The organism is Streptomyces sp. NPDC107522 (genome assembly GCF_055657525.1).
This window is the reverse complement of the sequence record NZ_JBVKAU010000018.1, coordinates 34,723-47,672: the sequence shown is the minus strand read 5'-3', so window position 1 is coordinate 47,672 and position 12,950 is coordinate 34,723. Positions and strand designations below refer to the sequence as shown.

Annotated in this window: 10 protein-coding genes; 4 read left to right on the top strand and 6 right to left on the bottom strand. The window is 71.3% G+C overall.

Going from position 1 to position 12,950, the window contains the following annotated elements:
- Positions 1–18: 18 nt before the first annotated feature.
- The 6 genes from ACZ7L6_RS36300 to ACZ7L6_RS36275 all read right to left on the bottom strand — a co-directional run bounded on the left by ACZ7L6_RS36300 (position 19) and on the right by ACZ7L6_RS36275 (position 5,731).
- On the bottom strand, positions 19–1,488 hold the full coding sequence (locus ACZ7L6_RS36300) for a cytochrome P450 (protein WP_471931524.1): 1,470 nt from the start codon (positions 1,486–1,488) through the stop codon (positions 19–21).
- 261 nt (positions 1,489–1,749) lie between these two features.
- The gene (locus tag ACZ7L6_RS36295) at positions 1,750–2,370 is read right to left on the bottom strand and encodes a GTP-binding protein (protein ID WP_433037964.1); all 621 of its coding nucleotides are present in this window, start codon (positions 2,368–2,370) and stop codon (positions 1,750–1,752) included.
- Positions 2,351–2,755 carry a DUF742 domain-containing protein gene (locus ACZ7L6_RS36290; protein WP_471931521.1) on the bottom strand — a complete coding sequence of 135 codons (405 nt, stop codon included), beginning with the start codon at positions 2,753–2,755 and terminating at the stop codon, positions 2,351–2,353. Before ACZ7L6_RS36290 ends, ACZ7L6_RS36295 begins: the two co-directional genes overlap by 20 nt.
- Positions 2,752–3,159 carry a roadblock/LC7 domain-containing protein gene (locus ACZ7L6_RS36285; protein WP_398827159.1) on the bottom strand — a complete coding sequence of 136 codons (408 nt, stop codon included), beginning with the start codon at positions 3,157–3,159 and terminating at the stop codon, positions 2,752–2,754. The genes ACZ7L6_RS36290 and ACZ7L6_RS36285 overlap by 4 nt, the downstream gene beginning before the upstream one ends.
- Complete coding sequence (locus ACZ7L6_RS36280) at positions 3,156–4,748, bottom strand: sensor histidine kinase (protein WP_471931519.1); 1,593 nt, start codon at positions 4,746–4,748, stop codon at positions 3,156–3,158. The genes ACZ7L6_RS36285 and ACZ7L6_RS36280 overlap by 4 nt, the downstream gene beginning before the upstream one ends.
- A gap of 347 nt (positions 4,749–5,095) precedes the next feature.
- Positions 5,096–5,731 (bottom strand): TetR/AcrR family transcriptional regulator, encoded by a 636-nt coding sequence (locus tag ACZ7L6_RS36275; RefSeq protein ID WP_471931517.1) that lies wholly within the window; start codon positions 5,729–5,731, stop codon positions 5,096–5,098.
- 428 nt (positions 5,732–6,159) lie between these two features.
- On the opposite strand from ACZ7L6_RS36275, the gene ACZ7L6_RS36270 reads away from it, so the two are divergent.
- Genes ACZ7L6_RS36270 through atzF form a run of 4 tightly spaced genes read left to right on the top strand, consistent with a single transcriptional unit; the run spans position 6,160 to position 12,845 of the window.
- Positions 6,160–6,984, top strand: a complete 825-nt coding sequence (locus tag ACZ7L6_RS36270) for an urea amidolyase associated protein UAAP1 (protein ID WP_471931515.1) — start codon at positions 6,160–6,162, stop codon at positions 6,982–6,984.
- The gene (locus ACZ7L6_RS36265) at positions 6,981–7,634 is read left to right on the top strand and encodes an urea amidolyase associated protein UAAP2 (RefSeq protein ID WP_471931513.1); all 654 of its coding nucleotides are present in this window, start codon (positions 6,981–6,983) and stop codon (positions 7,632–7,634) included. The genes ACZ7L6_RS36270 and ACZ7L6_RS36265 overlap by 4 nt, the downstream gene beginning before the upstream one ends.
- Positions 7,631–11,155, top strand: a complete 3,525-nt coding sequence (locus ACZ7L6_RS36260; RefSeq protein ID WP_471931511.1) for a 5-oxoprolinase/urea amidolyase family protein — start codon at positions 7,631–7,633, stop codon at positions 11,153–11,155. Before ACZ7L6_RS36265 ends, ACZ7L6_RS36260 begins: the two co-directional genes overlap by 4 nt.
- A 19-nt stretch (positions 11,156–11,174) precedes the next feature.
- Positions 11,175–12,845, top strand: a complete 1,671-nt coding sequence (atzF, locus tag ACZ7L6_RS36255) for an allophanate hydrolase (protein ID WP_471931509.1) — start codon at positions 11,175–11,177, stop codon at positions 12,843–12,845.
- The last annotated feature ends 105 nt before the right edge of the window (positions 12,846–12,950 follow it).

Here is a 12,950-nt window from a genome sequence, read left to right as displayed (position 1 = left end):
CAACAGCGCCCGGTGGGCTCAGTCGCCGCGCCACCAGCGCAGGAGGCGCCGGAACACGCCAAGCCGGCCCGCCGGTTCGCGCGGCGGCGTCGGAGCGGTGGCCGCAGCGGCCGGCTCCGGAACCGCCGTCTGCAGCTCTGGTGTGCTGAACGGAGCGTTGCTGGGACGTTGTGCCGCCACCGGGTGCGCGGGTCGCGCCATAACGTCCTGCTGGGGCTTGGGCGCGAACTTCACCGGCAGTTCCACCAGGTGCCGGTTCGAGATGGACCCCCGCCAGCGCAACTCGTGCTCCTCGCAGGCGAGCTCGACGTCGGGAAGACGGGTCAGCAGCGCGTCGACGCCGACATCGGCGATGGCACGGCCGATGTCCTGGCCCGGGCACTCGTGGGGACCACCGCTGAAGGCGAGGTGGGAGCGGTTGCCCTGCATGTTGGCCTTGAGGTCGGGACGGACGCGCGGGTCGACGTTGCCCGGCGCCATGCCCAAAATGAGGCCGTCGCCCTTGCGGATGCGCTGGCCGCCCAGCTCGGTCTCCTGTTTGGCGAAGTAGCCAAGGATGGTGCTGAACGGCGGCTCGTCCCACAGGGACTGCTCAACCGCCTGGGGCACCGTCATCTCACCGCCGCTGAGCTGGGCGCGGAACCGCGGGTCGGTGAGCACCACCCGCAGCACGTTGGCGAGGAGGTTGGCGGTGCTCTCGTACGAGACGATCAGGACGACGCGCAGGTGCTGGCCGACCTCCTCGTCACTGAGGCGAGCCGGGTGGTTGATCAGGTGGCTGGTGAAGTCGTCCTTGGGTTCGGCCCGGCGGCGGGCGGTAAGACGCATCAGGACGTCCATGATGTACGCGTTGCTGGCGATGGCAGTCTCGGTGCCCTTGGGCAGGTCACGGGCGGCCTGCACCATCCGGTCGTTGTACTCCTCGGGCATGCCGAGGATCTCGCACATCACCATCGCCGGCAGGCGCTCGGCGAACTGGCTGACCAGGTCGGCCCTGCCCTCCTCACAGAACTTGTTGACGAGGTCCTGGGTCGCGCGGTTGATGTAGCGGCGGATGCCCCGGTGGTCGATGGTCGACATGGCGCCGGTGACCGCGCCTCGCAGCCGCAGGTGCTCGTCGCCTTCGGCGTGGCAGCAGATGGGCTGCCAGGCGACGTGCGGCATGAGCGGGTGATCGGGCTTGACGGTGCCGTCCTGCATCGAGGTCCACAACCGGGTGTCACGGGAGTACTGCGAAGGCGTGCGCACCATGTGCATGTTCTCGCTGTGGCCGAGCACCACCCAGATCGGCACATCATCGTGCAATAGAGCGGGAGCCACAGGGCCGTACTCGGCCCGCAGCTTCTCGTACACGGCTCCCAGGTCCTCCGCGTCGGGGCCGTAGAGCCGGCGCAGCCCGCCGGGGCCGATGCCGTGTGCGGGGCAGCCGGGGGGCGGGGTGGCCACGGGCTCGTCCGTACCGGTCGGGGAGAGAGGTTCAGGCGTCACGATGGTCGCTCCGAAGCTGAAGTGATTCCGGTGTACAAGAGGTGATGGGTTGGGTCCCCGGTTCGGGCGGTTCGGGGAAACCGGGAACCGGGGAGGTCGTGCGCGGGACCGTGCGGCTCAGGTAACGCGTATGCAGCTCATGGGACGTGAGCAGGCGTACGACTCGGGGACGGAGTGGGACGGCCCACGGCTCGGGGACGGAGGCCGCCGTACGGCTCAAAGACCGGTTGGGACGGCCGTACCCCTCGACCGGTACCTGGCTCACGCGGGCGCCTTAGCCGTAGCCAGGCGATGCAAGAAGTGCATCAGAGTCATCAGGACATCCCGGCTGGAAGCCCGCCGCCGCACGTCGCACTCCATGATCGGGATCTCCTCGGGCAGGTCGAGTGCCGTGCGGAGTTCGGAAACGGCGTAACGGGGCGCGTCCGGGAAGGTGTTGACGGCCACCACGAAGGGCACGCCGCACTCCTCCAGTCGCCCTATGACGTCGAAGCTGACCTCGAGTCGGCGGGTGTCGACCAGCACGACCGCGCCCAGCGCGCCCTCGAACAGCCCGTTCCACAGGAACCAGAAGCGTTCCTGGCCGGGGGTGCCGAAGAGGTACAGCACGAGCTGTTCCGTGATGCTGATGCGGCCGAAGTCCATCGCGACCGTGGTGGCCGTCTTGGTGTCCGAGCCGTAGTTGTCGTCGACGCCGATGCCGGCCTGCGTCATGGTCTCTTCGGTGGTCAGCGGCCTGATCTCGCTGACCGAGCCGACCATGGTCGTCTTGCCGACGCCGAAGCCGCCCACGATCACGATCTTGACAGCGGCCTCAGCCGTGTGCGGCAGCTGGTCCTCGGTCCGTGGACCGGGGAGCATGTCAGAGCCTTTGAAGTCCATGCATCACCGCTTCGAGAATTGAACGGTCTGCGACGGCCTGACGCACGATCGGGGCGCGCGCCGTCACCAGCCCGGCCGTCAGCATGTCGGTGAGCAGGACCGTCATCATGCTGAACGGCAGGTTGAGATAGGCCGAGAGTTCGGCCACGGACAGAGGGGCGGTACAGAGCCGGAGCAGCGCCGACTGTTCCGGCGTGGCGGAGGGCGGGGGGTCGGCGCGCGCCACGATTAAGGTGACGAGGTCGAGGTCCGCGTCGCGCTCGCCGCCGTCCGGGCCGGCCACCACGAAGAGCCGTTCCGGGTTCTTCTTCTCGTTGCCGGGCTTGGGTAGCGGTGGAGGCGGTTGTTCCTTGGGATGTCGCCGCTGGCGTTGCGGAGGAGTCATACGGTCTGCCCGTTGCGCCGGGGCGGACTGGTGAGATGGGCACCGATCCGGGCGACGAGGTCGGACATGCGGTTGCTCATCCGGCCCGGCTCGGCGAACGTGTCGGAGAGGACGGCGAGGTAGGCGTTGGCGCCGGCGGCCATCAGGTAGAAGTAGCCGCCGTTGATCTCGATGAGGACCATCTTCATCTTGCCGTCGCTCTTCGGGATCTCCGAGGCGACGGCGCTCGCCAGGCTCTGCAGGCCGGCGCAGGCCGCGGCGACGCGGTCGGCGGTGTCCGGTTCACCGCCGTAGCGCGCGATGCGCAGTCCGTCGGCGGAGAGCACCACGATCATCTGGATGCCCGGTACGCCGTCGTGGAGCTCCTTGAGCATCCAGTCGAAGTTGGCGCGCTGCTGGATCACTTGAGGTCCCCCTCGTCCTCGGCCTCGGGGCGGGCCGGTTGGGTTCGCGGTTTGAGTGTGAGCGGGTCTGGCTTGTCCTTGAGTCCGTTCCAGAACGCCTCGACCCAGGCTCCGGGGACGGAGTCGTCCTCCGCCGGCTCCGGCTCGGGCTCGGACTTGCGCGTCGACCAGATGGTCGGCCGGCCTTCCCGTTCGGCCTGCTCGATGGCCGCCTGCTCGGCGATCCGCTTGCTGAGCGGGGTCTTGACCCGGCTGCGGCGCTGGGGCAGGCCGTTGGCGGTCCATTCCGTGACGACGGGGACGTCGTCCTCCAGGGAGGCCGCGGCGGCGATCTTCGGGCTGGTGGGGCGCCGCTTCTTGGGGGCGCGCTTGGGGCCTTCGAGCACATCGGGGTGGTCGGCCTTGGGCGCCGACCCGGCGCCGATGCCGTGGGCGAGTCCCGGTGCGGGGTCGGTGGTCATCATGTCGCGCGGCACCACGAGGACGGCGCGGACGCCGCCGTACGCGGAGGACCGCAGCGAGACCTGCATGTTGTAGGCCGTGCAGAGGCGGCCGACGACGGCCAGGCCGAGGCGCGGGGATTCGCCGAGGTCCTGGAGGTCGGTGCCCTGCTTGGCGCGTTCGAGCATGCCCTCGACCCGGGCGCGGGCCTCCTCGCTGAGGCTGACTCCGGCGTCCTCGATCTCGATCGCGACACCGGTCTGCACCTCGGTGGCGGTGACGTGCACCTTGGTCTGCGGCGGCGAGTAGCGCGTGGCGTTGTCGAGGAGTTCGGCGGCGGCGTGGATGATCGGCTCGACGGAGATGCCGGCGATGTTGACCTTGGCGATGGAGTCCAGGCTGATGCGCCGGTACTCCAGGATCCGGGACATGGCGCCGCGCAGCACGCTGTACAGCGGGACGGGTTCGGGCCACTGGCGTCCGGGGCGGCCGCCGCCGAGCACGGAGATGGAGTCGGCGAGGCGGCCGATCAGCATGGTGCCGTGGTCGATGCGCAGCAGGTCGTCGAAGACCTCGGGGTTGCGGCCGTGGTCCTCCTCCATCTCCCGGAGTTCCACGGCCTGTTGGTGGACGATCGCCTGGACGCGGCGGGCGATGTCGACGAACGAGCGCTGGGCGGAGTCGCGCAGGGCTTCCTCGTGGTCGACGATGTCGAGCATCTGCTGCACCAACGCGAGCTGCGCCGGGGGGAGATGGGCGTAGGTCGGGTCGATCTCGGCGAGGTCGCGCATCACCTCATAGGGTGAAGCGCCACAGCGCAGCCGGTGGATCGCGGCGGGCGTGATCTCCGTGGCGAGGCGGGCCATCTCCTCGTCGTGGGCGGCGATACGCCGTTCCAGATACGCGGTGTGACGGGCGTGCTCGGCCCGCACGTCCCGCAGGGCGCGGCCGCGGCGCGCCGCTTCGGCCGCTGATGCCAGCACCAGCAGCAGGGCCACGGCACCGCACACGCCGACGGCCGTCCGGGCCGGTTCCGCCACCACGGCGACGGCGGCTCCGGTTGCCGCGGCCATCACTATGGCGGGCAGCAACAGCACGCGCGCGTACGGGAGTTCACGGCGTCGGGGCGGGGATTGAACGCTCACCATGTGGGCCCTCTGAAACGAATCGGGTGGGTGTAGGGGGAGCTTGCAGCGGGGTACGTCATGGGTATGTCGGAATCTTCTGCACGTTTGGGAACAAGCGCACGAATACGCCTCAACTCGGTGCGCTGCGGGCGAGCTTAGTCCGACCGGATCATCGCCGTGTCATATTCAGCAAGCACCTGAAATGGGGTCTGTAACAGGAGTACGCTCGGCTCCATTTATACGCTCAGCTTGCAATCGCACACGGTGGGTCACGGCGTACGGGCGTGCGAAAGCTACTCACCGTGACGGGTGAAAGATCGGATTCCGGGGGGTCCCGCCAGGAGCCCAGAGCCCGTTGGGCCGGTTGTTCAGATCCCCGCGATCCGCAGCGCCGCGTCCGCCGTGGCCTCGGCGAACACCGACACCGGACGCTCCGGATCGGAGCGGTGGACGAGGATGACGCCCTCGATCAGGCCGAACACCAGATCCGTACGCAGGTCCAGCTCGCTCTTGGTGAGTGTGCCGCCCGCGGCCGTGGCGGCGATCAACTGGCGGTAGGCGTTCTTGAGTTCGGCGCGCACGGCATGGAAGCCGGCGAAGCGTTCGGCGCGCACCTCGGGCAGCAGGTACAGCCCGCCGAGGTTGTGCGGGCCGCCGCACAGCAGGTCCACGTCCGCGCGGCACAGCTCCCACAGCCGGCCCTCGGCCGGGGTGGCGTCGTCGGACAGGAGTTCACGGGCGTACGCGAGCGAGGGCGTGACCGTGGATTCCAGGAGTTCGGCGAGGAGTTCCTCCTTGCCGGAGACGTAGTGGTACATCGACGCCTGCCGCATCCCCGCGCGCTCGGCGACCGCACGGGTCGTGGTGGCGGCGTAGCCCCGGGTGGTGAACAACTCGGCGGCGGCCGCGAGGAGTTCGGCACGCGGCTCCAGACCGCTGTCCGGCCGCTGGGCGACCCGCGGCCTGCCGACCCGCCGGCTTCCCTGCTCACCTGACGTACCCATGGGTTCGATCCTCGCACATCGGGGCGCATGACGATCTCGCCGAGTGCTTCGACAACCAGAGCCGGACGCCTTGCCGGGCGCTGCGGCTTGCGTGATGGTGGCGGGGGCGGCCGGGGAGTGGGGGCGTCGGCGGGGTGCGGGCTTTGCGGAGCGGCACAGTGATGCGGAGCCCGAGCCGCGGAATGGCACCGCCACGCGGGAACTCACGCCGCCGAGCAGCGCCACCCACGAGCGATCACACCCGCGCCCCCTCCTCCCTCGCACCCTCACGACCCTCCCCCTCGCACTGGCATCCGCACCCCCCTCCCCCACGACCCGCAGTAACCACCCGGCAACAGCCCGGCAATCCCCCCGACCCACCCCACCCCTAATTTCTGTCGAGCGACAGAAATAAACCCGGAGGCCCACACCCGACCGGAGGTCAGCGCATGGCGACAGAGACCACCTACGGAGCCCGTGACCACGCCCGCGCCCAGGAGGGAACCCAGGCCGAGGCCATGCCCGTCGTACCGGCCCGGGACTGGCCGGCGCCCCCCTGTGAGGCGGGGCATCTGGTGTGGGCCGAGACGGTGGCGGGCGGCAACTACACGCACAGGGTGCTGGCCCGCGGCACGGAGCTGCGGCTGACCGACCTGCGCGGCGACGCCTGCGCGCATCTGCTGCTGTACGTGGCCGACCGCCCCTGGGAGCGGCTGAACGTCGCCGACACGGTGAAGGTGCAGTGGAACGCCTACCTCGGCGAGGGCCGCCTGCTCCTGTCCGACCAGGGCCGCGTCCTCGCCTCCGTCGTCGCCGACACCTCCGGCCGGCACGACGCGCTGTGCGGCACCTCCACCCTCGTACGGAACACCGAGCGCTACGGCGACGGCACCCCCCAGTCCCCCTCCCCCGCGGGCCGCGAGCTGTTCAAACTGGCGGCCGCGAAGAACGGCCTGGAGCCCAGGGACCTACCCCCGTCGCTGTCCTTCTTCCAGGGCGTCGAGGTACGCGAGGACGGCACCCTCGACTTCACCGGCTCGGCCGGACCCGGCGCCAGTGTGACCCTGCGCGCCGAGCAGGACGTGACCGTGCTGATCGCCAACGTGCCGCATCCGGCCGACCCCCGCCCCGAGTACGTCAGCACCCCGCTGGAGGTGCTCGCCTGGCGCACGGCACCGACCGGCCCCGGCGACCCCCTCTGGGACGCCACGCTCGAGGGCCGCCGCGCCTTCCTCAACACCGCCGAATTCCTTGCCGCGAGGGGGACCACATGAGCGCGAGCACGAGTACTGGCACAAGCACGCGCGAGAGCACGACTACGACCAAGACCACGACCGTCGTCCCCGCCCGCGCCCCCTGGTCGTCCGTCATCCGCTCCGGCGAGACACTGACCATCACCGACCTGAACGGCAACCAGGCCGTCGACTTCCTCGTGTACGACGCCCACGACACCTCGGTCCGCTACAGCGCGCCCGACACGATCCACGCGCAGGGCGGCATCTTCCTCACCACGGGAAGTGTGCTGATGTCCAACGAGCACACCCCCCTGATGACCGTCGTCGCCGACGACGTGGGCCGGCACGACACCGTCGGCGGCGCCTGCTCCAAGGAGTCCAACACCCTCCGGTACGGCCACCACACCTGGTCCCAGCACGCCTGCGTGGACAACTTCCTCGCCGAGGGCGCCAAGTACGGCCTCGGCAAGCGCGACCTCGTCTCCAACATCAACTGGTACATGAACGTGCCGGTCGAGAAGGACGGCACCCTCGGCATCGTCGACGGCATCTCGGCACCGGGGCTGTCCCTGACCCTGCGTGCCGAGCGCGACGTCCTCGTCCTCGTCTCCAACTGCCCCCAGATCAACAACCCCTGCAACGGCTTCGATCCGACGGCGGTCCGGATGACGATCGGGGCCGCCGAATGACCTTCGACACGCTGCTGGTCGCCAACCGGGGCGAGATAGCGGTCCGGATCATCCGTACGGCCCGCGAACTCGGCCTGCGGACGGTCGCGGTGTACTCCGACGCCGACCGCGCCGCCCCGCACGTCCGCCTCGCCGACCGGGCGGTGCGGCTCGGCCCGGCGCCCGCGAAGGAGTCGTATCTCGATACCGACCTCGTGCTGAAGGCCGCGAAGGACACGGGGGCGGGGGCGATCCACCCCGGCTACGGCTTCCTGTCCGAGGACGCGGCGTTCGCCCGTCGCTGTGAGGACGCCGGGATCGTGTTCGTGGGCCCCACGCCCGGGCAGCTGGAGCTGTTCGGCGCCAAGCACACCGCCCGGGCGGCGGCCGAGGCGGCGGGCGTGCCGCTGGCGCCGGGGACCGGGCTGTTGGGTTCGCTCGCGGAGGCGCTCGAAGAGGCCCAGGTCATCGGCTACCCCGTCATGCTCAAGGCGACCGGCGGCGGGGGCGGTATCGGTATGTCGGCATGTCGATCCGCCGGCGAGGTGACCGAGGCCTGGGAGCGGGTACAGCGTGTCGCCGCCGCGTCCTTCTCCGCAGCGTCCTCGTCAGGTGTCTTCCTGGAGCGGCTGGTCGAGCGGGCCCGCCATGTCGAGGTACAGGTCTTCGGCGACGGTGGGGGCAAGGTCGTCACCTTCGGCGACCGGGACTGCACGCTCCAGCGACGCCACCAGAAGGTCGTGGAGGAGGCCCCGGCACCAGGACTCCCCGCGCGCGTGCGCGAGCAACTGGCCACCTGCGCCCGCGACTTGTGCGCTTCCGTCGGCTACCGCTCCGCCGGAACCGTCGAGTTCGTGTACGACGCCGCCCGCGAGGAGGCGTACTTCCTGGAGGTCAACACGCGCCTCCAGGTCGAGCACCCGGTCACCGAGGAGCTCTACGGCGTCGACCTCGTCGCCTGGATGCTGCGCCTGGCGCGCGGCGAGCGGGACGTCGTGCGCGACCCCGGCCCTCCGCGCGGCCACGCCGTCGAGGCCCGCCTGTACGCCGAGGACCCGTCCCGCGACCACCGGCCCAGCGCGGGCCTGCTGACGAGGGTGGAGTTCCCGAGCGGGGTGCGGGTCGACGGCTGGGTCGAGACGGGCACCGAGGTGACGACGTCGTACGACCCGATGCTGGCGAAGATCATCGCGTACGGCCCCGATCGCTCGCACGCCCTGCAGCGGCTGGACGAGGCGCTCGCCCGCACCCGCGTCGACGGTATCGAGACCAACCTCGGCCTGGTGCGGGCGGCGCTGGCGGACCGGGCCTTCCTCGAAGCCGCCCACTCGACGGCGGCCCTCGCGGCCGTGACCGACCCGACGCCCCGCATCGAGGTCGTCTCCGGCGGCACCCTCACCACCGTGCAGGACTGGCCGGGCCGCACCGGCTACTGGCAGGTCGGCGTGCCGCCCAGTGGCCCGATGGACGACCTGTCCTTCCGGCTCGGCAACCGGGCGCTGGGCAACCACGAGGGTGCACCGGGTCTCGAATGCACGCTCCAGGGGCCGACGTTGAGGTTCACGCACGCCACGACCGTGTGTGTGACGGGCGCCCAGGCCCCCGTGACCGTCGACGGCACGCCTGTGGCGCAGTGGGAGCCGGTGACGATGCCTGCGGGTGCCGTACTGAACGTCGGTGCGCCGGCCGGGCACGGTCTGCGGACCTACGTCCTCGTCGCGGGCGGCGGTCTCGACGTCCCGCCTTTCCTGGGCAGCGCGAGCACCTTCACGCTCGGCCGGTTCGGCGGGCACGGCGGACGTACGCTGCGGCCGGGCGACGTCCTGCACGGCGGCACGGTCGCCGAGGGAACGCCGGTCCCCCTGCCGGACCGCCCGTCCTTCGGTGCCGTATGGCACATCAAGGCGGTCGAAGGGCCGCACGCCGCGCCGGAGTTCTTCACCGCGGACGACATCCGCGACTTCTACGCCGCCGACTGGAAGGTCCACTTCAACTCCGCGCGGACCGGCGTACGGCTCGTCGGTCCCAGGCCGCGCTGGGCGCGCGCCGACGGCGGTGAGGCGGGCCTGCACCCGTCCAACATCCACGACACGCCGTACTCCGTGGGCGCCGTCGACTACACCGGCGACATGCCGGTGCTGCTCGGCCCGGACGGCCCGTCGCTGGGCGGGTTCGTGTGCCCGGCGACCGTGATCAGCGGCGAGCGCTGGAAGCTGGGGCAGCTGCGACCGGGCGACAGGGTGCGGTTCGTGCCGGTGGACGTGACGGGTCGGGAACGCCCCGAGATCGTCGACGGCGGCGTACTGGCCCGGGACGGCGATGTGACGTACCGCCGCAGTGGCGACGACAACCTGCTGGTCGAGTTCGGTCCCATGCAGCTCGACCTGGCCCTGCGCATGCGCGTCCACGCGCTGATGGAGGCGGTGGCCGAGGGCGGCCCGGACGGGATCACCGACCTGACGCCCGGCATCCGCTCCCTCCAGATCCAGACGGACCCCAACCGACTGACGCAGGCCGAACTCCTGGCCGCCGTACGGGAGATGATCGCCTCCCTGCCGCCCACCGACGAGCTCGTCGTCCCGTCCCGCACCGTCCACCTCCCCCTGTCCTGGGACGACCCGGCGACCCGAGAGGCCATCGCCCGCTATATGGCGGGCGTGCGCGACGACGCGCCCTGGTGTCCGTGGAACATCGAGTTCATCCGCCGCGTCAACGGCCTGGAGTCGGTCGAGGACGTGTACCGCACCGTGTTCGACGCGGAGTACCTGGTCCTGGGGCTGGGTGACGTGTACCTCGGCGCCCCGGTGGCGACCCCGCTGGATCCGCGGCACCGCCTGGTGACCACCAAGTACAACCCGGCGCGCACCTGGACCGCGGAGAACTCGGTCGGCATCGGCGGGGCCTACCTGTGCATCTACGGCATGGAGGGGCCCGGCGGCTACCAGTTCGTTGGCCGTACGACGCAGGTGTGGTCGGCGTGGCAGCAGCGTGGGGCGTTCGAGCCGGGGTCGCCCTGGCTGCTGCGGTTCTTCGACCGGATCCGGTGGTATCCGGTGGGCTCCGGGGAACTGCTGGAGCTGCGGGCGGACATCACGTCCGGGCGGTTCGTGCCGCGCATCGAGGAGGGCACCTTCTCGCTCGCCGAGTACCGGGCCTTCCTCGACGACAACGCCGAGTCGATCGCGGAGTTCCGGGCCCGGCAGCGGGCCGCCTTCGCGGCGGAGCGGGACGCGTGGGAGGCGGCCGGCGAGTTCGCGCGGGCGGACGAGGCGGTGGCGCCGGCCGCGCCCGCGGTCGAGGTGACCGTCCCGGCCGGGGGGCGGCTGGTCGAGGCCGAGTTCGCGGCGTCCGTCTGGCAGGTGAACGTCCGGCCGGGTGACGAGGTGACGGCCGGACAGCCGCTGCTCGCCCTGGAGGCGATGAAGATGGAGTCCAGGGTGTCCGCGCCGATGGCCGGCGTGGTCGTGGAGGTGCTGGCCGGGCCCGGGGATCAGGTGGAGGCGGGGACGGCGCTGGTCGTCCTCGCGCCCGCCGCGAGCTGAATCGCGAGGAGAACAAGACATGCCGAGCACGCCGAGCGCTCTGTCCCGGGTCCGCGCCGCGTACGCCCGGATCGAGGCCGTGGACCGCCCCGAGATCTGGATCGATCTGCGCCCGCGGACGGCGGTCGAGGCCGAGGCCGGGATCGTCGACGAACGCGTGGCCGACGGAGAACGGCTCCCGCTCGCGGGCCGCCTGTTCGCCGCCAAGGGCAACATCGACGTCGAGGGCCTTCCCACGACCGCGGGATGCCCGTCGTACGCCTACGACCCCGAAGCCGACGCACCCGTGGTCGCCCGCCTACGGGCGGCCGGCGCGATCGTCCTCGGCACCACGAACCTCGATCAGTTCGCTACCGGTCTCGTCGGCACCCGCTCCCCCTACGGCGTCGTCCGCCATGCCCACGACCCCGCACGAATCAGCGGCGGCTCCAGCTCCGGCTCGGCCGTCGCGGTGGCGCTCGGCATCGTCGACTTCGCGCTCGGCACGGACACCGCGGGCTCGGGCCGGGTCCCGGCCGCCTTCAACGGCATCGTCGGCCTCAAGCCCACCCGGGGTCTCGTCCCGACGGCGGGCGTCGTCCCGGCCTGCGCGTCGATCGACTGCGTGACGGTCTTCGCGCGGACACTGCCGGAGGCCGAACAGGCACTCTCCTTCATGGCCTCCCCGCCCGGCCGCGCCCTGCCCCCGCTCCCCCAGCGCGCACCGGGACCGTGGCGCGTCGCGGTCCCGCCCCTGCAGCAGCTCGGCGAGCTGGACGACGGCTGGGCGGAGGCGTACGAGGCTGCCGTACGGCAGCTCAGCGCCGCGGGCGCCGAGATCCGTACGCTCGACCTCACCCCCTTCACCGAAGCGGCCGCCATGCTGTACGAGGGGGCCTTCGTCGCCGAGCGCTACACGGCCGTGGGGAGCTTTGTCGACAAGGCGAGGGCAGCGGGCGACGACACCCTCGACCCCACGGTCGCCGACATCATCACCCGTGCCCGCGACATCCCCGCCCACCGGCTCTTCGCCGACCAGGAACGGCTCGCCGCCCTGCGTGCCCGCGCCGAAGCCGAACTGGCGGACGCCGACGCCCTGTTGCTGCCCACCGCGCCCGGCCACCCGACCCTCGCCGAGGTGGCCGCCGACCCGCTGGGGGCCAACGCCCGCCTGGGCCGCTTCACCAACTCGACGAACCTCTTCGACCTGGCCGCGGTCGCCGTCCCGGCCGGTGAGGTGGACGGCCTGCCGTTCGGCGTGATGCTGATCGGTCCCGCCTTCACGGACGAACGGCTGGCCCGGATCGCCGCTCTGCTCCGCCCGGAGGTCAGCCTCGCCGTGGTCGGCGCCCACCTCACCGGCCAGCCCCTGAACCCTCAACTCCTGGCTCTGGGCGCCCGGTTCGACCGTACGACCGCCACGGCTCCCGTATACCGACTGCACGCGCTGTCCACCACCCCGCCCAAGCCGGGCCTGGTCCACGTCGGCGAGGGTGGAGCCTCGATCGAGGCCGAGGTGTGGCGGCTCCAGGCGGAGGGGCTCGGTCGGCTGCTCGCGGAACTGCCCCGCCCGATGGCCCTGGGGCGCGTGGAGCTCGCGGACGGCAGCCACGTCCCGGGATTCCTGTGCGAGCCTGCGGCCCTCACGGACGCCGAGGACATCACGACGTACGGGGGTTGGCGGGCGTACCGCGGGGGCGGCCGCTCCTGAGGTCGCACCCCGAGAAACGGCATCAGATCCCCAGAAAACAGCAAAGGCAAGGAGGTCACGCGCTCCTTGCCACTCTCAACTTATAGCGCACCGGGGGGCTTGCGG

What these genes read in the sequence shown, in the direction of transcription:
- ACZ7L6_RS36295 (WP_433037964.1), bottom strand. Translation starts at nt 2,370, where the DNA reads ATGGACTTCAAAGGCTCTGACATGCTCCCCGGTCCACGGACCGAGGAC.
- ACZ7L6_RS36290 (WP_471931521.1), bottom strand. Translation starts at nt 2,755, where the DNA reads ATGACTCCTCCGCAACGCCAGCGGCGACATCCCAAGGAACAACCGCCT.
- ACZ7L6_RS36280 (WP_471931519.1), bottom strand. Translation starts at nt 4,748, where the DNA reads ATGGTGAGCGTTCAATCCCCGCCCCGACGCCGTGAACTCCCGTACGCG.
- ACZ7L6_RS36275 (WP_471931517.1), bottom strand. Translation starts at nt 5,731, where the DNA reads ATGGGTACGTCAGGTGAGCAGGGAAGCCGGCGGGTCGGCAGGCCGCGG.
- ACZ7L6_RS36270 (WP_471931515.1), top strand. Translation starts at nt 6,160, where the DNA reads ATGGCGACAGAGACCACCTACGGAGCCCGTGACCACGCCCGCGCCCAG.
- ACZ7L6_RS36265 (WP_471931513.1), top strand. Translation starts at nt 6,981, where the DNA reads ATGAGCGCGAGCACGAGTACTGGCACAAGCACGCGCGAGAGCACGACT.
- ACZ7L6_RS36260 (WP_471931511.1), top strand. Translation starts at nt 7,631, where the DNA reads ATGACCTTCGACACGCTGCTGGTCGCCAACCGGGGCGAGATAGCGGTC.
- atzF (WP_471931509.1), top strand. Translation starts at nt 11,175, where the DNA reads ATGCCGAGCACGCCGAGCGCTCTGTCCCGGGTCCGCGCCGCGTACGCC.